This is a genomic window from Streptomyces sp. NPDC127190 (assembly GCF_042672505.1).
Classification (GTDB): Bacteria; Actinomycetota; Actinomycetes; order Streptomycetales; family Streptomycetaceae; genus Streptomyces.
The window spans coordinates 362,853-384,455 of the sequence record NZ_JBHXVE010000004.1; the positions used below are offsets into that span (position 1 = coordinate 362,853).

Here is a 21,603-nt window from a genome sequence, read left to right on the forward strand (position 1 = left end):
CCCGGTCGCCGTCCGACGGGTCTCCACCGAGGCCAGGAGCGGCCCTGGCCCGGTGTGCGGGGGCCGGGAGCCCGTCCGTGTTCTCCCGTTGCCGTCGGACGGCCTCGGCCCTAGGGGTGTCTGGTTTCCGCTCGGCCCTCGCCCGGATGGCCGTTCGCGGCGGTGCCGCGGGCGGTCGGTTTCGCCGAGGGGGCGTTGCCTGCCGGGCGGCCCGGGTCGGAGGGCTTGCCCGGGTTGCCGGGCCGGTGGGGCGTGGCCGTGGGCCGTCCCAGCTCCGCCGAGCAGTACGCGGCGACCTTGTCCTTGCCGCCGGCGGCCGTGACGAGCTGGTGCCAGACCGTCGCGTCGAGCGCACGGCCGCGGCCCTCGACGCGCTGGTAGGCGCGGCAGTGGGCCTCGGTGTCCCGGGCGGGGGACGGGGCGTCCGACGGGCCGGGGCTCTCGCCGGGGGCCACCGCCGAGGGCGTGGTGCCCGGCCGGTCCGGGGCGACGGCCGACGGTGTCACGAGCCGCCGGTCCGCCTGCGTGCCGTGGCCGTGCGAGCCGGCCGTACCGATGGCGGCCACCGCCACACCGCCCAGGGTGAGGCTCGCGAACACCGCGCCGAAGGTGATCCGGGTCCGCCGCGAGCGCGCGGCGCGCCGCTCCGCCGACGGCCGCCAGTCGTCCCGCCGCCGGGTGCGCGCCCGGTGCGCTCCGGTGTCCATGGCGGCCCGGAAGGCGGCCCGGGCCCGTTCCTCGGCCGCGGTCCCGGGCTCGGGTTCGGGGCCGCGCAGCGCGGCGGCCAGGGCCGCCTCCAGGGCGCTGGTGTCCGCGCCGGTGTCCAGTCCGGTGCCGGTGCCGTCGTCGTCCGGCCGGCCGCACACGGCGCCGCCAGGGTGCTCATGCCGACGGCCGGGAACCAGGCCACCGCTCATTCGTTCACCCATGTCCGCTTCCGTTCCGGTCCGACCAGTCCGACGGGTCCCGTTCGCTCGGCGCGCCGGGCCCTGAGGTCCGTTCGCCGGCCCCTTGCTGCCGTCGTCGTTCATGTCGACTTCCCCAGCGTGCGGGAGGCCCCATCCGTCACACCCGGGTCCGCGCCGCCCCGGATGCCCAGCTGCCCGGCGAGGCGTTTCAGGCCGCGGTGGGCGGCGGTGCGCACCGCTCCCGGGCGCTTGCCGAGGACGCGCGCCGCGGCCGGACCGTCCAGTCCGATGACGACCCGCAGCAGGACGGCCTCGGCCTGGTCCCGCGGCAGCCCGTGCACCAGGGCCAGGGCCCGTTCCGTGGAGAGGGACTCCAGGGCCTGCTCATGGGTGCTGTGCGGGCCGGGCATGTCCAGCACGTCCTGTTCCGTACCGCCGGACCGGGGCCGTACCCACTGGCGGCGCAGATGGTCCAGGGCGCGGTGCCGCGCGATGGTCGCCGTCCAGCCGCGGAACCCGGCCCCGTCTCCCTTGAAGCGCCCCAGGTCGCGGCTGATCTCCAGCCAGGCGTCGGACGCCACGTCCTCCGCGTCGTCGCCGACCAGTCCGCGCAGATAGCCGAGGAGACCCGGCTGCACGATCCGGTAGGCGACGGCGAAAGCGGTTTCGTCACCCTCCTGGGCCCGTGCGACCGCCGTGCCCAATTCCCCGTCGTACACCTGTACGCGCCGGGATTGTCGTGCCTGGCTCAAGTATGTCCTCGTTCGCACCGGTCTGTTGCGATCCCCTGCCGCCCGCCGTGCTCCGTCCGCAGCGGCGGCCCCCTATGCCCAGCGCCCGCCCTCACGGAAATGTCACAACCGAGCCGCCGTCGTTCACGAAACGGGCACCCGGAACGCCCGTCGCCCCGGGCCGGGTGACGTTTCGCCGGGGCCGTGCGCTGCATGGGTACCGCTCTCCGTGCCGCTTCTGTCTCCCCCCGGCGGCGACACGGAGAGCGTCCGGCGCGCGGCCGGAACCCCCACCACTGCCCGGGGTTCCGGCCGCCGCCGGCTTCCCGCCTCCGCGTCTCCCCGAACCCCCACGTCACCGCCGCCCCCGTGACGCTTCCCCGGCTCCCCGCGCTCTTTTGGGCATGACTGCGTACCTCCGACTGCGCGCCGTGCCGCCACCGGCCCTGCGCAACAGCGCGACCTGGATCGAGCGGTTGTTCGAGGGCGGCTCGGAGGCCGTCCGGCACCGGACCCTCCGGCATCGCGAGGAGGTGCTGGACGAGCGCTATCTGGACCAGGAGCGCCTCTACGCCGGCACCGTCCCGCGCCCCGCCACGGCCGTCGCGGAGCGGCCCCAGGCCCAGGTCGTGCTCGGCGGCCGCCCGCTGTACCGGACCGACCCGGGCAAACCGCCCTTCCTGGTGCTGACGGCGGCCCAGACCCGCCGGGTCGCCGCCTTCCTCGCCACCGCCGACTTCGACGCGCTGTGGCTCTTCGCCCGCGACGCCCTGCTGCCCCGCTACGGCGGTGCCTCCGGCGAGTCCGAGACCTGGGGTGCGTTCGCGGCGGGGCACCGGGAACTGACGGCGTTCTACACGCGGACGGCCGAGGCCGGGGACGCGGTGGTGAAGCGGCTCGCCGAGACCGGGGTGTAACACTTCGGGCCGCGTGCGCTCTGTCCATGCGGACGGCCGTGGCGGTCGCCCAGACAGGGGAAACGACTCGTGCAGTGGACGAACGAAGGCGGCGGAGCGTACGGAACCGGAACGTACGGCGGTGAACCGTACGGTGGCGGGCAGTACGGCACGGATCCGTACAGCACGGTGGCGCACAGCGCGGTCGGGTACGGCGGGCACGCCTACGGCACGGCTTCGGACGCCGGCGCCGCACAGCCGCCGTACGCCCCCGCGCACCAGCCCGCCGCCCCCGCCCACGGATACCCCGGCGGCGTCGCCACCGCGCCGCTCCCCCCGGGCTGGGACGCGCACTCCGAGACCCTCGCCATGCCGCTCTACGACCCCTCGGCCGGCCCGGACCTCGCCGCCCTCAGCGAGTTCGCCGACTTCCTGTCGGAGACGGCGGAGACGGCGGAGACAGCCGGGATCCCGGTGGCGGCAGAGGTGCCGGACGCCTTCGGGCAGCCGTACGAAGCCGCCGTCCAGCTGCCGCAGCTCCCCCCTGGTGAAGCCGGTGAAACCGGCGCACCCGACGACCGTCCCGTCTTCGTGGACGCCTCCGGCCGCCGCCAGCGCCGCGTCCTGCGCGCCGCCCGCCTGCTGGTGATCCCGGCCGGCGGCTATGTCGCGCTGCTGATCAGCACCATGCTGGGCGGCCCCAGCGTCAGCTCCCCGCTCGTCCCGCAGTCGGAGGCCGCGCACCCGGCGCCGACCCGGGCGACCGCGCCCGACACCGCCCCCGGCACCGGATCCGCCACGGCGAGCCCCAGCCCCAGCGCGGCGCACGACTCCGCGCCCACGACGCGGGTGGCCCCCAGCCCCACCGCCACCCGGTCCGCCACCACGGCCACCACGGCCACCACGGCCACCAGGGCCGCCACGACCCCCAAGACCACCCACCGGACCACGGCCCCGACCTCGGCCACCACCTCCGCCCCCGTCGCCAAGGGCCGCGCCGTCGGCTCGTCCCACCACCCCGTGAAGTGAGCCAGGGCCCCGACGTGACCGATCGCCGCCGCCGCAGCGCCCCGCCCCGCCGCCACGGCCGTACCCGCCGGATCACCCCCCGCACCCACTGGCTGCTGCTGAGCGTGCTCGCGGTGACGCTGTCGACGGCGCTGCTGCTGGAGGGCTACACGCACCACATGTTCGGCGTCACCTCGGACGCTGTGACGGTCCCGCGCGGCGGGAACGCGGCGGTGCCCGGCCAGGTGCTGCACGGCGGCCCGGTGATCGCGGACGCCGACGGCGCGGTGCGCACCGCCCGGGTGCGGGCCCGTACCGTCGCGCTCACCTTCGACGACGGCCCCGACCCGGTCTGGACGCCCCGCATCCTGGACGCGCTGCGCCGCAACCACGTGCACGCCACCTTCTTCGTCCTCGGCGCCCAGGCCGTCGCCCACCCGGGCCTGATCCGGCGGATCGTCGCCGAGGGCCATCAGATCGGCATCCACTCCTTCACCCACCCGGACCTGGCCCGGCTCGCCCCCTGGCAGCGCTCGCTGGAGGTGCGCGAGACCCAGCTGGCGGTGGCCGGCGCCGCCGGTGTCACCACCGCCCTGCTGCGGCCGCCGTACTCCTCCACGAACGCCGGCCTGTCCGACGGCGACTGGTCCGTCCTGAAGGAGGCCGGCGCGGTGGGCTATGTCACGGTGCTCTCCACCCGGGACAGCGGGGACTGGCGGCGCCCCGGAGTGAGCCGCATCCTCACCGCGGCCGCCCCGCACGGCAGCGCCGGGCAGATCCTGCTGATGCACGACGCGGGCGGCGACCGGTCCCAGACCGTCGCCGCGCTGACCGCCCTGGTGCCCCGGCTGAAGGCCGACGGCTACCGCTTCGCGACCGTCTCCGACGCGGTCGGCATGGCCGCGCCGGTCCGGCCCGCCGCCACCGGCGACCACCTCCAGGGCCTGGCCCTGATCGGCGCGCTGCGGGCGGGCGACTGGCTGGTGTGGCTGCTGGGCGTGCTGATGTACGCGGCCGGGGCGATCAGCGTGGGCCGCGCCGCGGTGGTGCTGCTGGCCGCGCGGCGGCACCGGCGGCTGCGCACCCGGCGCCGCACCCGCTCTTGGGGGCCGCCGGTGACCGAGCCGGTGAGCGTGATCGTCCCGGCGTACAACGAGAGCGCCGGTATCGAGGCGGCCGTACGCTCCCTGGCCGCGTCCGGCCATCCGGTGGAGATCATCGTGGTGGACGACGGCTCCACCGACGGCACCGCCGACCTCGCCGAGTCGCTCGGGCTGCCCGGGGTGCGGGTGATCCGCCAGGAGAACGCCGGCAAGCCCGCCGCGCTCAACACCGGTATCGCCGCGGCCGGTCACGACCTGCTGGTGATGGTCGACGGCGACACGGTCTTCGAACCCGACACCGTCCGCACCATCGTGCAGCCCTTCGCGGATCCCCGGGTGGGCGCCGTCTCCGGCAACGCCAAGGTCGTCAACCGCGGCGGCCTGCTGGGGCGTTGGCAGCACATCGAGTACGTGGTCGGGTTCAACCTCGACCGCCGGCTGTTCGACCTCGCCGAGTGCATGCCGACCGTGCCGGGAGCGGTCGGCGCCTTCCGCCGCGGCGCGCTGCTGGACCTCGGCGGCGTCAGCGACGTCACCCTCGCCGAGGACACCGACCTCACCATGGCGCTGTGCCGGGCCGGCTGGCGGGTGGTGTACGAGGAGCGCGCGGTCGCCTGGACCGAGGCGCCCGCCTCCCTGAACGCGCTGTGGCGGCAGCGGTACCGCTGGTGCTACGGCACCCTCCAGGCGATGTGGAAGCACCGCGGCGCACTGGTGCAGGGCGGTGCCGCCGGCAAACTCGGCCGCCGCGGCCTGGTCTACCTGCTCCTGTTCCAGGTGCTGTTGCCGCTGCTCGCCCCGGTCGTGGACCTCTTCGCGGTGTACGGCCTGGTCTTCCTCGACCCGGTCCGGATCGCCGGGCTGTGGCTGGCCTTCCTGCTGCTGCAACTCCTGATGGGCCTGTACGCGTTCCGCCTGGACGGCGAGCGGGCCGGCCCGCTGTGGAGCCTGCCGCTCCAGCAGTTCGTCTACCGGCAGCTGATGTACCTGGTGGTGATCCAGTCCGTGTTCACCGCCGTGTCCGGCTCGCGGCTGCGCTGGCAGCGCATGGAGCGCTACGGCTCCCTCCAGGCCCCCGCCTCCACCACCCAGTCACACTGAAAGGACAGTGAGCCCCACCCATGAGCGGACACCGGCGCCGACCGCCGCAGCGTTCCCGGCGGAGAGCAAGGGCCACCGGCGCGCCCGCGCGCGGGCGCCGGTTCGACTACCCGCGCCACGGCCGGACCGGCCTGCGCCGCTGGCTGCCCTCGGTGCGCCAGCTGCTGGCCCTGTTGCTGCTGTTCCTCGGCGGTACGGCGGCGGCCGTCGGCTATGCCTACGCCACGGTCACCATCCCCGACCCCAACCCCTCGACGCTGCTCCAGAACAACGTCTACTACTGGTCGGACGGCACGGTCCTGGCGACCGACGGCAGCGTCGACCGGCAGAACGCACGGCTCGCCCAGGTGCCCCCCGACGTGCGGTGGGCCTTCATCTCCGCGGAGAACTCCTCCTTCTACACCGACCCGGGCATCGACCCGCAGGGCATCCTGCGCGCCGTCGTCCACATGGCCGCGGGCGGCTCGGTGCAGTCCGGTTCGACGATCACCCAGCAGTTCGTCAAGAACACCTATCTGAACCAGTCGCAGACCGTCTCCCGGAAGTTCAAGGAGCTGCTGATCTCCAGCAAGATCGGCGCGGTCATGAGCAAGGACCAGATCCTCCAGGGGTATCTGAACACCTGCTTCTTCGGCCGGCAGGCCAACGGCATCCAGGCCGCGGCCCGGGTGTACTACGGCGTCCCGGTGGAGAACCTCGACGCGAGCCAGGGGGCCTTCCTCGCCGCGGCGGTCAACGAGCCGAGCCTCTTCCAGTACGCGGACTCCGACCCCAAGGCCCGGGCACAGGCCGAGGCCCGCTGGTCCTGGGTGCTGGACCGGATGGTGAGGACCGGCCGGCTGACGCCGGACCAGCGCGCCCGGTACGCGGCCGCGGGCTTCCCGGCGCCCCAGAAGTGGCGGCCCGGCCTGGGTCTCACCGGGCAGAAGGGCTATCTGGTCCAGCTCGCCCGGTCGTACGCCGAGGCACACGACCGGACCATCACCGACCGCAGCCTGAGCCGGGGCGGCTACCAGATCCACACCACCTTCGACCGGCGCCGCACGGCGGACCTGGCCAAGGCCGTCGCCGCCGTGCGCGGGGAGCGCCTGGACCCCGCCCACCGGGCGGTGGACCGGGACGTGGAGGTCGGGGCCGCCTCGGTGGAACCCGGCACCGGCCGGATCCTTGCCGTCTACGGCGGCCAGGGCTTCGACCACGCCCACTACACGGACAACGCCGACACCTCGGGCGTGCCGGTGGGCTCCACCTTCAAGCCGATCGTCCTCGCGTCCGCGCTCCGGCACGGCGCGGTGCTGCGCCCCGGCCGGCCCGCGCAGCCGGTCACCCCGGCCAGCAGATTCAACGGCGACGACGGCATCCGCATCAAGGACCGGCAGGGCGCCTACGTCACCGACGACAAGGACCCGAGCGGCTTCCTGCACCAGCACAACGACACCCCGCGGCGCTGGGGGTACATCACCCTGCGCAAGGCGATGGAGCAGTCGGTGAACACGCCGTACGTGCAGCTGGGCGAGGACGTCGGCTACCCGGCCGTGGTCGGGACGGCCAAGGCCCTGGGCTTGCGCCCGGACAGCCTCGCCGCGCCCAGCGCCGGCTTCTACATCAGCACCTCCACGCCGAGCGCCATCCGGATGGCGGGCGCGTACGCCACCTTCGCGGCTTCCGGGATGCGGACCGACCCGTACTCGGTGACCAAGGTGGTCCACAACGGCTCGGTCCGGCCCGGCTTCACCGCGCCCGCCGCCGTACGGGCGCTGCCCGCACCGGTCGCCGACAACGTGACCGACGTCCTGCGAGGCGTCATCGCGCGCGGCACCGGCACCAGGGCCCAGGCCCTCGGCAGGCCGGCCGCGGGCAAGACGGGCACCACCGACGACTACCGCTCGGCCTGGTTCACCGGCTACACCCCGCAACTCGCCACGTCCGTCGTGCTCTTCCGCGAGGACCCGGCCCACCCCCAGCTGGAGTCACTGATCGGTGTGGGCGGCCTCCAGAAGGTGTTCGGCGGTGACATCCCCACCGAGATCTGGACCCGGTACACCCGCGCCGCCCTCGCCGGCCGCTCCGTGATCCCGTTCCCCGCCCCGGCCCCCCTCGGCCATGGCGCGGACGAGCCCGGCACCCCGTCCGCCACCCCGAAGGCCCCCGCCGGCAAGCACTCCGGCACCTCGACCAAGCACCGGAGCACGGCTCCGTCCGCGGGTACGACGACCCGGACCAAGTGCCATGGCCACCACTGCCGTTGACGGGCGGTACGACGAGATCGTTATCGGAGCTCCACGAGCGGCACACGCCTTGCTCCTGCGAAGGTCATAAGCTGTCGGCCGAGATACGCGGGGGCGCCGGAGACGCGCGAGGGGCGGGCTGTGCGTGTGCGGCCGGTGCCGCCCCTTGTGTTCCCTCGCAGATCGAGTCGTGAGAGGGAACCCATGTCCTACCCCCCGCCGCCGGGGAGCGGCAGTCCGTACGGGCAGCCGCCTTCGCCGGGCAGTTGGCAACCGCAACCCCCTGTACCGCCGCAGCCACAGTGGCAGCCGCAGCCGCAGTGGCAGGGGGCGGGACCGGTGCCGCCACCCATGCCCCCGGCACCGCCGGGCCCGTCCCCGTACGGGGCGTACCCCCAGCCCGCGCCTCCCGTGCCCGGGGTGCCCGTGCCCGGGGCGCCCATACCCCCGCCCGCGTCCACCGGCGGCGCCCGCACCGGACGGAAGGTCATGGGCAGCCTGCTCTGCGTCTTCGGTCTGCTCGGCATGGCGGGCGGCGGAGCGTTGGCGGCGCACGCGTACGGCAACAGCCGGCAGCAGGTGCCCAACTCGGCCGCCTACGGCCCGGTGCTGTGGCGTGACGCGTCGGTGGACCAGCTCTTCCCGGCGACCATCGGCGACCCCCCGGACAACACCTACCAGGCGTCGGACGCGAAGGCCGCCCAGTGGAGCCGGCTCGGCGTCTCCCAGGACACCTCGTGCTCCGCGGGGCTCAGCGGCAAGACCGCGAAGACCGCGGAGCAGCTCGGCTGCACGGCCGTACTGCGCGCCACCTACGTCGATCTGGGCGGCGAGATGGTCGCCACGGTCGCGGTCATCGTGCTGCCCAAGGACGGCACCGGCGCGGAGCGGATGGGCGAGTTCCTCGACGACCAGGCCGGCGAGGACGTGCCCGACGCCGCGGTGGTCCCGCTCCGGGTGCCGGGGACGCTCGCGGCGAAGTGGCGGCCGCAGAAGCGCAACGGCATGGGCGGCACCGGCCTCGGCGACCACCTCCCCTACGCCGTCGCCGTCACCACCGGCGCCGCCGACGGCCGTACCTCCTCGAACCTGCCCGGCGACTTCGGCGACTACGGCGGGAACGACTCGGACCGGCAGCCCTGGATGGACGCCGCCAAGGCGCTCGGCCAGACGTTCCACATCCACATCGAGAACCTGGAGAGGTGAGACCCGCAGTGCAGTTCAGAACCGCACGCGCCACCTGCACCGCGGCCGTCCTCACCGGTCTGCTGTGCACCGTCGCCGCCGCGCCCGCCCAGGCCGCGACCACCCCGGTCGGCTGGGAGGGAACCGCGCTCGGCCTGTCCGCGGCACAACGGCAGAGCCAGGGCCGGGGGGTGACGGTCGCGGTGCTCGACAGCGGTGTGGCCGCCGCGCACCCCGCCCTCCGGGGCAGGGTGACCACCGGCCCCGACTACCGCCAGGACGGACTGAAGCCCGGCGACCGGCAGTGGGGACAGCACGGCACCGCCATGGCCTCCGACGTCCTCAAGGTCGCCCCCCAGGCCAGGATCCTGTCGGTGCGGGTCACCTCCGACAAGGACACCGAGAAGAACGCGGCCAAGCGGATGGAGGAACTCCGCAAGCAGGGCGGGAAGAGCCCGGTCGCCGAGGGCATCCGCTACGCGGTCGACCACGGCGCCGACGTCATCTCCATGTCCTTCGGCAGCGCCGACGGCTTCGCGACCTACGACGACGAGGACACCGACGCCGTGTCCTACGCCCTGCGCGCGGGCGTGACACTGCTCGCCTCGGCCGGCAACGCGGGCGACAAGGGCAACGACATCTCCTACCCCGCGGGTTACCCGGGCGTGATCGCGGTCGCCGCCACCCAGCAGAGCGGCGCCCGCGCCGACTTCTCCACCGTGCACACCTACAACGACGTGGCCGCGCCCGGCGTCGGCATCGTCAGCGCCCGGAACACCGGCGGCTACGAGCCGGTGAACGGCACCTCGCCGGCCTGCGCGCTGGCCGCCGGAGTCGTGGCCCTGATGCACGCGAAGAACCCGAAGCTGACCCCGGCCCAGGTGAACGCCGTACTGATCAGCACCGCCCGGCGCCCCGCGTCCGGGGCCAGCGCGCTGCTCGGCTGGGGGCGGATCGACGCGGACGCCGCCGTACGGGCCGCCGCGTCCCCGCCGAAGGACGGCACCAGGGCGGTGGACTACCAGGGCAAGGCCCACTTCGCGACCCCGGACGGCACCCCGAAGACCACCCATGCGCCGCTGGAGCAGAGTCTGTGGCTGACGGGCCTGGGCGCCGCCGCCGTGGGGACGGTGCTGCTGCTCGGCGGGGTGCTGCTGGCGCGGTCGGGCCGGCGCGGAGCGTCTCGGTAAGGAGCGGGATCCCGGGGTGTAACGCGGCAGCGGGGCCGGGGCGTGTACGGGGTGACGTCCGACCACGAAGGGACACACGGTGAGGGAAGCACCCGCGGACTACCTGGAGTTCGCTGCCGCGCGCAGCGGGCCGCTGTTCCGGACCGCCTGCCTGCTCACGGGCGACTGGCACCTCGCCGAGGACCTGGTGCAGGAGACCCTCGCCAAGATGTACCGCTCCTGGCGGCGGATCAACCGGGTGGAGTCCCCGGTGGCCTACGCCAACACCGTGCTGGTGCGGACGTTCATCTCGCAGCGCCGCCTCCGCAGTTCCGGCGAGCGCCCCAGCGACCGGCTGCCGGACACGACCGCCGGTCCGGCGCGGGACGCGGAGCTGCGGCTGGCCCTGCTGGACGGTCTGGCCCGGATGACGGCCAAGGACCGTGCCGTGCTGGTGCTGCGCTACTGGGAGGACCGCTCGGTGGAGGAGACCGCCCAGGTCCTCCAGCTGTCCCCGGTGACCGTCCGGGTCCGCTGTATGCGCGCCCTGGAGCGGCTGCGTGCCCTGCTCGGCGACGAGCTGGCGGACCTCGCCGCATGACGGGCACGGCCCGGCGGCACCTCTCGCCCGCCCCCGCTCCGACCGACGCCCCCGACGAACGGAGAGCCACCATGGCACGCACCGAAGACCTCGAGGAACAGCTCGCCCGTGCGCTGCGCGGCGCCACCGGCGAGTTCCCGCCGCACTCCGCCGACCTGGTGCGCCGGTCCGTCGCGCGGGGCCGCCGGATGCGGGTGGTCCGCGCCGCCCAGGTCGCCGCCGCGACCGTCTGCGCGGTGGCCGTCGCGGGCGGCACCCTGCTGGTCACGGACGCCTTCGGCGGCCGGGGCGGGGACGGCCCGACCGGCCGGACGAGCGCCGCGGCGTCGTCCACCGGCCGGACACCTTCTCCGGCACCGGCGCCCGTCAGCGCCGAGGACATGGTCCGCACGCTGAAGAGCCTGCTGCCGCCCGGCGGCACCGTCTCCGAGGCCTCCGGCCGGGGCAGCGAGGAGGGCGACCCGACGGCCAAGCTCACCTACTCCACCGCGGACGGCTCCTCCGGCCTCGACATCGCCCTCTCCCGGCTGACCCCGGGCATCCCGCTGGACCAGCAGGGCCAGGGCGGCTGCATGCCGGTGGAGGTGCGGCCGTACGACACGTGCACCACCCGGAAGCTGCCCGGCGGCGCGGTGCTGAACACCACCAAGTCGTTCACCTACCCCAACAGCGACACCGGGCAGCAGCGCTGGTACGTGGTGCTCACCACGGCCACGGGGGTGCAGCTGACGGTGAACGAGTTCGGCGGCGGCGGCGAGAAGGGCTCCAGCAGCGGGAACGCTCCCCTGCTGTCCCTCGACCGGCTGGCCGGCATCGTGCGCAGCCCCGCGTGGAACAAGGCGATCGCCGCGCTGCCCGCCCCCGAGAAGACCCCCTCCACGAGCCCCTCCACCGGCCGGAACCAGGTCCCCGGCGGCCGTATGACGAGCGTGCTGAGGTCGCACCTGCCGCACGGCGGCACCGTCTCCGACCTGAACCCCGGCCCCGGCCTGGTCCAGCTGGTCTACGACGACGGCCACGGCAGGAACATGGTGGAGGTCGACGCGCAGTACGACATGACCGCCGACCTCGCCGCACACATGGGCTGCGCCGGTGTCGCCGGTGACTGCGAGGCCACCACCCTCGCCGACGGCACCAGGGTGAAGAAGGTCAAGGGCCGCTCGGAGAAGGGTGGTTCGGCCTCGGTGTGGCTGGTCGACACACTGCGCCCGGACGGCCGCCGGGTGCTGGTGCGGGAGGTCAACTCGTATGCCGAGAGCGCCCCGGTGACCCGCCCGAAGCCCGCGCTGAGCATGGACCGGCTGGCGGCCATCGCCTTCGACGGGCGCTTCTTCACCGGCTGAACGGCCGCTTCCGCACCGGCTGACGGGGGGTCGGTCCGGGCCCGGTCAGCCGATCTGCACGGTGATCCCCGCGGCCGTCATGTCACCGACGGCCTGCTGGGACGCCTGCCGGGAGTCGACGCCTTCGAGCCGTGGCTGGTAGAGGTGGTGGGCGCGCACGGTGATGGCGAACGTGTGCCCCTGATAGCCGTGCTGCGCCAGGGCGATGAGCCGCTCCGAGCAGCCCTCCGCCCCGTCGATCTTGGTGCAGGTGCCCCGGGCGGTGGAGCAGGGACTCGCGGTGAGACTGATGTGAAGGGTGTGCGCCCCGCCCTGGCCCGCGTTCAGCGCCTGCTGCACGGCGGGGTTCCCGTAGAGGCCGCCGATGCTCGCCTCGATCTCGTCCACCAGCTGGTCCTCGGCGTGGTCACCGGGTGAGTACGGGGTCGTCTCGCTGCTGAACGTGCCGATGGCGACCCCGTTCAGGGTCGCTTGCAGGGTGACCGAGAAGCCGGGGTTCGCGGTGACCGTGTCCCCCGGCTCGTAGTGGGTGCGCTGCACACTCTGCGCCGCGGTCGCCCTCGGCTGCCGTACCGCTTCGGCCGTCTGCACGGACTCCGCTTCCGCGCGCTGGACGGGCGGGGGTTCGCGCAGCACGCGGTGCGCCTGTGCCTCGGCCTCGCGTTCGAACCGGTCGGCGGGGTCGGAGATCCTCAGCCCGCTGCCGTCGTCGGTGCCCGCCACCGGCCCCCGGCGCTGCTGGAGCACATGCGTCAGCTCGTGCGCGAGGGTGTGCCGGTCGGCACCGCCCTCGCCGATGACCACATGGTGCCCGGAGGTGTAGGCACGGGCCCCGATCTCGGCGGCCGAGCGCTGGGCGGCGGGGCCGGTGTGCACGCGGACGTCGGAGAAGTCGGTGCCGAAACGCCCCTCCATGTCGGTGCGGACCTCGTCGTCCAGCGGCCTGCCGGGGCTGCGCAGCACGTCCTGGACGCTCGACCGCTGGACCGGGGCCGCCGCCCCCCGCTCCCGGGCGAGGGCCCGCAGCACCACGGTGTTGCCGGCCGTGCTCCCCAGCGCCGCGACCGTCGCGGGAGCGAGGGGCGGCCGGTGACCGGACAGGGTCTGCGGGGCCGCGGTCTGCTGGGCCGCCGTCTGCGGGGGCGCGGTCTGCTGGGTCGCGGTCTGGTGCCTGTGGTCGGCCGCCCGCGCAGGCGGCTGCGGGGTCTCGGTCTGATCCGCTCGTTTCCCGTGTGCCCGCATGGACGTCTCCTTGGCGTTCGGACCCAGTTGGCGTTCGGACAGAGGCCGACACCAGGCTGGCCCGCCGGGCGCCGCGCCGGAACGCCCGCGGGGGCAGAACCGGGGGCAGCGGTACGTCCTTCAGGGGCAGGGCGACACTCCGGCCGTGCCCGCGCGGATCAGCCCGTCCGCTTGATCCACTCGCCGCTGCCCAGCGGATAGTCGTAGCCCGGCCGGCCCACGTCGGCGCTGGTACGGAACGGCGTACCGGCGTTGTCGATGTGCACGGTCCCGTGCCGGGCGCCGCTGGACCAGTCCAGGGAGAGGTCCCAGCGGACGTCGTGCGCCCTGGTGTGGGCGGTGACGTAGAAGACCTCAGGGTCGGACTCGCTGACCTTGTAGGGGAAGTCCCGCTGGCCGTTCTTGACGGTGACCGTGGGACTGCCGTCGTCCAGGTCGATGTCGAAGGACTCGGTCTCGACGCCACCGCCGCAGCCGACGCCCATCGAGTAGTCGTTCCAGGCGAGGGGCGCGCCCTTGGCGAGGACGCGTACGTGCAGCGCCTCCAGGACGACGGTGTCCGCGCCGGTGCCCTGGACGGTGAGCCCGACCCGCTGCTCGTCCGAGGCGACCGCGCCGTACGCCGCGGTCCAGCGCGGCGCGTTTTCCTCGCCCGCCGGCGGGCCGACCTGCGCGGGTTCGCTGTCGACGAGGAAGTGCTGGCTGCACGGGCTGTCGTACACGTAGGGCCGGGTGCCGACGGTGAGCGGTACGGCGCCTCCGGTGCTGTCGCCGTTGGGCGGGGGCGCGGGGCGCCGGTGGTCGTCCTTCGCCGTGCCGGAGCGGGTGGGGGAGGGGGAGGCCGGTGCGGGGGTGCTGCTGGCGGTGGGGTGGGCGGAGGGCTTTTCGGAGGTCGTCGCCGTCGGCCTGGCGCTCTCCTCGGCCGGGGCGGCCGCCCGCCGGTCCACCGCAGCGCTCCCGTCGCCGGGCTGCGGCCGCACGGTGAGCAGCACGGCTCCCAGCGCGGCGGCCACGGCGACGGAGGCGATCAGTACGGTACGGCGCTGCCGAAGCCGGAACGGACGCCGCGGAGGCGTCTCCTCGCCAACCGTCGTGCCGGTCCGGGCACTTCCCTCGTCCCCGCTGTCTTCGGCCCCGGCCTGCCCGTCGTCTTCGATGGCCTCGTCCTCGTCCGGGACTTCGCCCGCCTCCGGTGGGGCCGGGGCCGGGTCCGGTGCCGGCGGCTGGTCCGTTCTGCGGCTGCGGGACGCGTCCGCCAGGATCCAGCGGCGGTGCAGCTCCACCAGCTCCTCCGGTGTGGCCCGGCACAACCTGGCCAGGCGTTCCACCGGTGCGTACTCGACCGGCACCGCGGCGCCGCTGCAATAGCGGTGCAGCGTCGAGGCGCTCATGTGCAGACGCTTGGCCAGCGTCCCGTAGCTGAGCCCCGAGCGGTCCTTCAGTTCCCGCAGCAGCCGCGCGAACGCCTCCGTCGCCCCCGGCACCTCATCCCCCTTGCCCCCGCATCCCGTTCGAGCATTCCAGGAACACTGCTCCGCCCCTGGTCAGAGCGCGTTTTCGCGTTCCGGCGTCCCGAACCGCCCGCTGGGCGTGGCAGTTGGGACGGATCACCGCACAAGCTCAGGTCATCCAACCACCACAGCCACCCGAACTCCGAAGGGGCACGGCCAACATGTCCGGATTCCGCACCACCCGCACCCGCCTCGCCGCAGCCGCCGCGACCACCGTTCTCGCCGCTCTCTCCCTGACAGCGTGCAACAACGGATCGGGCACCAAGGACGAGGGCGCCGCGCCGACCGCTTCCACGACCGCGCACCACTCCGGCAGCGCCGGCCCCTCCGGCGCCCCGAGCCACTCCTCGGGCGCCACGCCCACCACCGCCGGTTCGACGCCCTCGGCGCATTCCACCACCGGATCCACGCCCTCCGCGCACTCCTCCGCACCGAAGCCGCCCGGCTCCTCCGGCAAGCCGGTCATCTGCGAGGGTTCCAACACCAGGACGGTCGCGGCCCCGCTGAACCGCCCGGTGAACCACATGCTGCTCACGGTCACCAACACCGGCACCCGGACCTGCTACCTCTACGGCTACCCGGCCGTCCGGTTCGGCGAGGCCCAGGCCGTGCCGCCGGTCATCAAGGAGTCGCACCCGCAGGCGGTGGTCACGCTCAAGCCCGGCGAGTCCGGGTACGCGTCCGTGAACCTCTCCGCCACCGACGGCCAGGCCTCGCACGGCCACACCGTGAACTCCCTGACCGTCTACTTCTACGGCGCCTCCGGCAACGGAAGCGTGGGAGCGGCCGCCCGGCCGTCGCTGCCCGCGAAGGGTGTCTACGTGGACGACTCGCTCAAGGTCACCTACTGGCAGCAGTCGATGGACGACGCCCTCAACTGGTGACGAACGGACGTGCGCCGCAGTTGCAGAGCCGGTACCCCGGGCCAAGCATGGGAGCCATGGCGTCCTCACGGCACAGCCGACTCCGGCACAGGCGGCCGGCATGACCGCCGACGGGCCGCCGCTGCGCTGTCTGGTGACCGGGGCCACCGGCTACCTGGGCGGCCGGCTGGTGCCGGAACTGCTCGCCGCCGGGCACTCCGTGCGCTGCCTGGCCCGCTCGCCCGGCAAGCTGCGGGACCATCCCTGGGCCGGGCGGGTGGAAGCCGTACAGGGGGACGTCACGGACGAGGCGTCCGTGCGCGCGGCGATGGACGGCACGGACGTCGCCTACTACCTGGTGCACGCGCTGGGCACCGGGCGGGGTTTCGAGGAGACCGACCGGCGCGCGGCGAGGATCTTCGCCGAGCAGGCGCGCGCGGCCGGAGTCGGGCGGATCGTCTACCTCGGCGGGCTGACCCCCGCCGGAGTACCCGAAGCCGACCTCTCCCCGCACCTGCGGTCCCGCGCCGAAGTGGGCCGCATCCTCCTGGCCTCCGAGGTGCCCACCGCCGTACTGCGGGCAGCCGTGATCATCGGGTCGGGTTCGGCGTCGTTCGAGATGCTGCGGTATCTGACCGAGCGGCTCCCCGTGATGGTGACCCCGCGCTGGGTGCGCACCCGCATCCAGCCGATCGCCGTACGCGACGTGCTCCGGCTGCTCGTGGGGTGCGCCCGGCTGCCCCACGAGGTGAACCGCACCTTCGACATCGGCGGCCCGGACATCGTCACGTACCAGGACATGATGCAGCGGTACGCGGCCGTCGCCGGCCTGCCGAGGCGCGTCATCCTCCCGGTGCCGCTGCTCAGCCCGCGGCTGTCCAGCCTCTGGGTCGGTCTGATCACCCCGGTACCGGGCGCCCTCGCCCGCCCGCTGGTCGAGTCGCTGCGGCACGAGGTGGTCTGCGCCGAGCGGGACATCGCCCGCTATGTGCCGGACCCCCCGGAGGGACCGGTCGCACTGGACCGGGCGATCCGGCTGGCGCTGCGGCGGGTGCAGAACGCCGACGTGGCGACCCGGTGGTCCTCCGCCTCGACCCCGCACGCCCCCAGCGACCCGCTGCCCACCGACCCGGGCTGGGCGGGCGGAAGCCTCTACGCGGACGACCGTGAGCGCACGGTCGCGGCGTCACCGCAGGTGCTGTGGCAGGTGGTCGAGGGGATCGGCGGCGAGAACGGCTGGTACTCCGCACCGCTGGCATGGTCCCTGCGGGGATGGCTGGACAGCCTGGTGGGCGGTGTGGGCCTGCGCAGGGGCCGCCGGGACGCGAACCGGCTGCGGGTCGGCGACAGCCTGGACTTCTGGCGGGTGGAGGAGATCGAGCCGGGCCGGCTGCTCCGGCTGCGGGCGGAGATGCGGCTGCCGGGCCTGGCCTGGCTGGAGATGACCGTCGGCCGTGACCCGCAGGGGCGCACGGTGTACCGGCAGCGGGCGCTGTTCCATCCGCACGGTCTGGCGGGACACGCCTACTGGTGGGGCGTGGCCCCCTTCCACGCGGCGGTCTTCGGCGGCATGCTCCGCAACATCGCCGCCGCGGCCGAGTCGGCCGCCGAGGAACCGGCCGGTACCCGCTGAGGGAGTGCGTCCGGCCGTGCGCGTGCGGCCGTCCTGCTCAGCGGGCGCGGGCGGGTCGGCCCAGGGCCTCACCAGCCGAGCGGGTCCCCGTCGGCGTGGGCGTCCGTGACCGGCGCGACCGGGCGGGCCTCGTGGCAGGTGAAGCCGAGCCGGGTCAGCGCACGGCGCATCTCGGCCGAGGTGAAGTCCCGGCGGTTCTGCCGGGTGACCACCTCGCCGACCTGCATCACGGGGTAGACCTGGCCGTCGACGGTGACGGACAGACCGGTGACGGGTTCGGGCGTGACGCCGTTCAGGGCGCGTTCGACCTCGCTCTTGGTGAGGTCGAAGGGGAAACGGGCGATGACACAGCGCATGGATGCCTCCACAGGGGGACGGGAAGAAGGGCGCTTTCCGCTTGCCTAGGCGTTGTTCCCCGGCGCGGACCGGCGGGTCCGGGCAGCGGTCCGGCCCGACCTGCTGCGGCCGGTGCCCTGGCCGGAGCCCCGGCCGGTCTCCGCCCGGCCCTGCGTCCGGCCCTGCGTCCGGTTCCGGCGCGGCCGGCCGGTGGGTTTGCCGCGCTCGTGACCCGGTTCGGCCGGTGCGGCGATCACGACGGGCACACCGGAGGGGGTCCGGGCGCCGGTGATGCGGTGCAGCTCGGACTCGCCCGCCCGTATCGTGACGTGCCGCGCCGCGATACCGGCGTCCGCCATGAGGCGTTCCATCGCGCGCCGCTGGTGCGGCAGCACGAGGGTGACGACGGTGCCGGACTCGCCGGCGCGTGCGGTACGGCCGCCGCGGTGGAGGTAGTCCTTGTGGTCGCCCGGGGGGTCGACGTTCACGACGAGGTCGAGGCCGTCGACGTGGATGCCGCGGGCGGCGACGTTCGTGGCCACCAGCACGGTGACGGGGCCGTCCTTGAACTGGGCGAGCGTCCGGTTGCGCTGCGCCTGCGACTTGCCGCCGTGCAGGGCAGAGGCCCGGACCCCGACGGACAGCAGGTGCTTGGTGAGCCGGTCGACCGCGTGCTTGGTGTCCAGGAACATGATCACGCGCCCGTCGCGTGCGGCGATCTCGGTCGCCGCGGTGTTCTTCTCGGTGTCGAGCACGTGCAGCAGGTGGTGTTCCATCGTGGTGACGGCTCCCGCGGACGGGTCGACCGAGTGCACCACGGGGTCGTGCAGGTAGCGGCGTACCAGCTTGTCGATGTTGCGGTCCAGGGTGGCCGAGAACAGCAGCCGCTGTCCGCCGGAGGGCACGAGGTCGAGCAGCGCGGTCACCTGCGGCATGAAGCCCATGTCGGTCATCTGGTCCGCCTCGTCCAGGACGGTGACGGCGACCTCGTCCAGCCGGCAGTCCTGCCGGTCGACGAGGTCCCGGAGGCGGCCGGGCGTCGCGACGACGACCTCGGCGCCGGCCCGCAGCGCGCTCGCCTGCCGGCCGATCGACAGGCCGCCCACCACGGTGGTGAGCCGCAGTCGCAGGGCGCGGGCGTAGGGGGTGAGGGCGTCGGTGACCTGCTGGGCCAGTTCCCGGGTGGGGACGAGGACGAGGGCGAGCGGCTGCCGGGGCTGGGCGCGCTGCCCGGCCAGGCGGGCCAGCAGCGGCAGGCCGAAGGCGAGCGTCTTGCCCGAGCCGGTACGGCCCCGGCCCAGGACGTCCCGGCCGGCCAGGGCGTTCGGCAGGGTGGCCGCCTGGATCGGGAACGGCACGGTCACGCCCTCGGTGTCGAGGGCGGCCAGCAGCCGGTCGGGCATGTCCAGCTCGGCGAACGTCTCGACCGCGGGCAGCGGCTCGGTGAGGGTGACCGGCAGGGCGAACTCCTGCCGGGGCGCGGCGGAGGGCGCTGTCCGGCCCTTCTTCCCCGTCCGCGCGGACCTTTTTTCGGTGCGGAAGCCACCGGAATTGCCCTCGGTGCGACGGGGCCTGCGGTTCATGGAGGAACCTTCCTCGATGCGGCGTATCGCGGAATTCCTTCCGACGGTGATGACCGTACGAGGATTCGCAAGAATGAGCCGGGGAAAAGAGAACGGGCTGGGGCCCGCGCCCCAAGAGCGCGGGCCCCAGCCACGTGAGGTGCGAGCCGCCGGCTCGCGACGCTGTGTGTCAGCGTCAGGCAGGAAGGATGTTCTCCGCCTGCGGGCCCTTCTGGCCCTGCGTGACGTCGAAGGTGACCTTCTGGCCTTCCTGAAGCTCACGGAAGCCCTGGGTGGCGATGTTCGAGTAGTGGGCGAACACGTCCGGGCCGCCACCCTCCTGCTCGATGAAGCCGAAGCCCTTTTCCGAGTTGAACCACTTCACGGTGCCGGATGCCATTTGAATCTCCCTAGAGGGGCAGTGTCGGACTCCGCACTTTGCGGGGCCGAGTCGCCGCGATGATCACCCCTCCGGAAAGATCCGGAAAGCTCTGCAAAGAAAAAATTCTCTGGCAACCAAAACTGCAACTGCTATCACGCTAACACAGGTCTGCCGACGGTGTCCGTGTGTTTTACGACGCGTCCGGCCATTCTCGTCCGGTCGGTGACCGAATTCTGTAGTGACGGGACCAGGAATCCTCCTCTCGCCCGACAGATCCCGGACCCCGCCTGGGCCGGGGAGCCCGCCGCGGCGCAGGGCTAGCATGGTCCGACCGCGCGATGACGACCGTCATCGCGTTTCGTCTGTCCGTCCGAGTCGAACAAACCGGCCAAATGATCGATGTCTAGAGCGATGCGGGTGTTTGCGCGAATAAGCGACAGAGGAGCGTCGGCCGCGTGGCGTCGGCCGCGCGCCGTGCTGTGGTCCGTGGCGGCCACGGCGGCTCTCGCACTCCTCGTCGCACTGGAGATCGTCGCACGCCGCTACGGGCAGCCCGGACCGATCACCACCCAGGTGAAGGGGCTGATCTGCGCCCCGAAGCCGGGTCCGCTGTACGGCGGTCTGGCGCTGACGATGGTGGTGCTCACCTGGCGGGAGCGGTTCATCGCGGCCGGTGCCGCCCTCGGCATCGACGCCGTCCTCGCGCTGGTGCGGTGGGCGGCCGGCGCCGGGGGGCCCGCCGGGGCGCCCTTCGGCACCGGCGCGGTGTGGGTGATGGCGGGCTGCGCGTTCGTCGCCGTCACGCGCCGCACCGGCCGGGACCGCACCCTGCTGCTGAAGGGCGTCGGGCTGGGCCTGCTGCTGGTGGCCGGGCGCAAGATCGGCGACACCTGGCTGCTCATCACCTCCAAGGCCCGTCCGTCGGTGCTCGACCAGTACGTGGCGACCGCCGACCACGCGCTGGGCGACCCGTCCTGGCTGATGGGCCGGGTGGTCAGGGCAACCGGTTCGGCCGGCTCGCACCTCCTCCACCTGGTCTACGGACAGCTCGCGGTGGCCGCGATCGTCGTCGCGCTGTACCAACTGCGCAACGTGGCCGCCGAGCGCCGCTTCCCGGCCCATCACCTGGTGCGCACCTTCCTGCTGATCGGGCTCCTCGGGCCGGTCGTCTACATGGTCTTCCCGATGGTCGGCCCCGTCTTCGCCTACGGCCCGGGCGCCTCCGGCACCGGCGGCCTGCACTGGGCGGTGGCCGACCTCTGGCCGGACACGCCCCCGCCGCTCACCCCTCCGCACCCGATGCCGTACGACGGGATCACCCCCCGCAACTGCATGCCCAGCCTGCACACGGCATGGGCCACCGCGATCTTCATCCACACCCGCAGGGCCCCCCGGGCGCTGCGGGGCGCGGGCACGTTCTGGCTGGTCGCCACGCTCACCGCGACGCTGGGCTTCGGCTACCACTACGGCGCCGACCTCGTCGCCGGCGTGGTGTTCGCGCTCACGGTCGAGGCAGGCGTGCGCTCGTACGACCGCGGCTGGGACCGCGCGGGTCTCCAGCTGGTCGCCTACGGTACGACGGTCTTCGCCGTGCTCCTGGTGTCGTACCGCTGGCTGCCGATGCAGATGGCCGCCCACCCGTGGGTGTCCGGACCGCTGCTGCTGCTCGCGATGACCTCGGTGGTCCACGGCTATGTACGGACCACCACGTCCTGGGAGCCCGAGCGGCAGCCGGGACCGCACCTCGAACCCGGCGAGTTCACGGCCCCGGTGCCCCAGCCGGCGAAGGCGGAGGGATAGC

The 21,603-nt window shown here is 73.9% G+C and carries 18 protein-coding genes; 11 read left to right on the forward strand and 7 right to left on the reverse strand.

Translation table 11 applies throughout. The features are described from left to right. Positions 1-110 precede the first annotated feature (110 nt). Positions 111-929, reverse strand: a complete 819-nt coding sequence (locus tag ACFVIU_RS09745; protein WP_385841698.1) for a hypothetical protein — start codon at positions 927-929, stop codon at positions 111-113. A 98-nt stretch (positions 930-1,027) separates the two neighbouring features. After that, positions 1,028-1,660, reverse strand: a complete 633-nt coding sequence (locus ACFVIU_RS09750; protein ID WP_385841699.1) for an RNA polymerase sigma factor — start codon at positions 1,658-1,660, stop codon at positions 1,028-1,030. 383 nt (positions 1,661-2,043) lie between these two features. Here ACFVIU_RS09750 and ACFVIU_RS09755 point away from each other — a divergent pair, with 383 nt between their 5' ends. The 8 genes from ACFVIU_RS09755 to ACFVIU_RS09790 all read left to right on the forward strand — a co-directional run bounded on the left by ACFVIU_RS09755 (position 2,044) and on the right by ACFVIU_RS09790 (position 12,273). Beyond that, on the forward strand, positions 2,044-2,556 hold the full coding sequence (locus ACFVIU_RS09755; protein WP_385841700.1) for a DUF1877 family protein: 513 nt from the start codon (positions 2,044-2,046) through the stop codon (positions 2,554-2,556). 69 nt (positions 2,557-2,625) lie between these two features. Then, on the forward strand, positions 2,626-3,564 hold the full coding sequence (locus tag ACFVIU_RS09760; RefSeq protein WP_385841701.1) for a hypothetical protein: 939 nt from the start codon (positions 2,626-2,628) through the stop codon (positions 3,562-3,564). Positions 3,565-3,578: 14 nt separating this feature from the next. After that, positions 3,579-5,747 carry a bifunctional polysaccharide deacetylase/glycosyltransferase family 2 protein gene (locus tag ACFVIU_RS09765; protein ID WP_385841703.1) on the forward strand — a complete coding sequence of 723 codons (2,169 nt, stop codon included), beginning with the start codon at positions 3,579-3,581 and terminating at the stop codon, positions 5,745-5,747. Between the two features lie 20 nt (positions 5,748-5,767). Next, entirely contained in the window at positions 5,768-7,996 is a 2,229-nt protein-coding gene (locus tag ACFVIU_RS09770) for a transglycosylase domain-containing protein (RefSeq protein ID WP_385841704.1), read from the forward strand. A gap of 468 nt (positions 7,997-8,464) precedes the next feature. Further along, complete coding sequence (locus ACFVIU_RS09775; RefSeq protein WP_385841706.1) at positions 8,465-9,181, forward strand: hypothetical protein; 717 nt, start codon at positions 8,465-8,467, stop codon at positions 9,179-9,181. A gap of 8 nt (positions 9,182-9,189) precedes the next feature. Beyond that, on the forward strand, positions 9,190-10,350 hold the full coding sequence (locus ACFVIU_RS09780) for a S8 family serine peptidase (RefSeq protein ID WP_385841707.1): 1,161 nt from the start codon (positions 9,190-9,192) through the stop codon (positions 10,348-10,350). A gap of 79 nt (positions 10,351-10,429) precedes the next feature. After that, a complete protein-coding gene (locus ACFVIU_RS09785) occupies positions 10,430-10,930 on the forward strand; it encodes a SigE family RNA polymerase sigma factor (protein ID WP_385841708.1) in 501 nt (166 codons plus the stop codon). Between the two features lie 71 nt (positions 10,931-11,001). Beyond that, on the forward strand, positions 11,002-12,273 hold the full coding sequence (locus ACFVIU_RS09790) for a hypothetical protein (protein ID WP_385841710.1): 1,272 nt from the start codon (positions 11,002-11,004) through the stop codon (positions 12,271-12,273). A 45-nt stretch (positions 12,274-12,318) separates the two neighbouring features. Here the strand turns inward: ACFVIU_RS09790 and ACFVIU_RS09795 are convergent, their stop codons facing one another. Then, the gene (locus ACFVIU_RS09795) at positions 12,319-13,515 is read right to left on the reverse strand and encodes a DUF4157 domain-containing protein (RefSeq protein WP_385841711.1); all 1,197 of its coding nucleotides are present in this window, start codon (positions 13,513-13,515) and stop codon (positions 12,319-12,321) included. Between the two features lie 158 nt (positions 13,516-13,673). Next, positions 13,674-14,999: a helix-turn-helix domain-containing protein gene (locus ACFVIU_RS09800; protein ID WP_385841713.1), complete on the reverse strand. Its 1,326-nt coding sequence runs from the start codon at positions 14,997-14,999 to the stop codon at positions 13,674-13,676. Between the two features lie 188 nt (positions 15,000-15,187). On the opposite strand from ACFVIU_RS09800, the gene ACFVIU_RS09805 reads away from it, so the two are divergent. Both ACFVIU_RS09805 and ACFVIU_RS09810 read left to right on the forward strand, forming a co-directional pair. Beyond that, positions 15,188-15,910: a DUF4232 domain-containing protein gene (locus tag ACFVIU_RS09805; RefSeq protein WP_385841714.1), complete on the forward strand. Its 723-nt coding sequence runs from the start codon at positions 15,188-15,190 to the stop codon at positions 15,908-15,910. 100 nt (positions 15,911-16,010) lie between these two features. Further along, on the forward strand, positions 16,011-17,522 hold the full coding sequence (locus tag ACFVIU_RS09810; RefSeq protein WP_385841715.1) for an SDR family oxidoreductase: 1,512 nt from the start codon (positions 16,011-16,013) through the stop codon (positions 17,520-17,522). Between the two features lie 68 nt (positions 17,523-17,590). Here ACFVIU_RS09810 and ACFVIU_RS09815 read toward each other — a convergent pair whose 3' ends face one another. From ACFVIU_RS09815 to ACFVIU_RS09825, 3 genes are all read right to left on the reverse strand, one after another. Continuing rightward, a complete protein-coding gene (locus ACFVIU_RS09815) occupies positions 17,591-17,878 on the reverse strand; it encodes an SCO5918 family protein (protein WP_385841717.1) in 288 nt (95 codons plus the stop codon). A 45-nt stretch (positions 17,879-17,923) separates the two neighbouring features. Then, positions 17,924-19,441, reverse strand: coding sequence for a DEAD/DEAH box helicase (locus tag ACFVIU_RS09820; RefSeq protein WP_385841718.1), 1,518 nt, complete (start codon positions 19,439-19,441; stop codon positions 17,924-17,926). Between the two features lie 175 nt (positions 19,442-19,616). Beyond that, positions 19,617-19,820: a cold-shock protein gene (locus ACFVIU_RS09825; RefSeq protein WP_385841720.1), complete on the reverse strand. Its 204-nt coding sequence runs from the start codon at positions 19,818-19,820 to the stop codon at positions 19,617-19,619. 468 nt (positions 19,821-20,288) lie between these two features. On the opposite strand from ACFVIU_RS09825, the gene ACFVIU_RS09830 reads away from it, so the two are divergent. Beyond that, positions 20,289-21,602, forward strand: a complete 1,314-nt coding sequence (locus ACFVIU_RS09830; protein WP_385841721.1) for a DUF5933 domain-containing protein — start codon at positions 20,289-20,291, stop codon at positions 21,600-21,602. The last annotated feature ends 1 nt before the right edge of the window (position 21,603 follow it).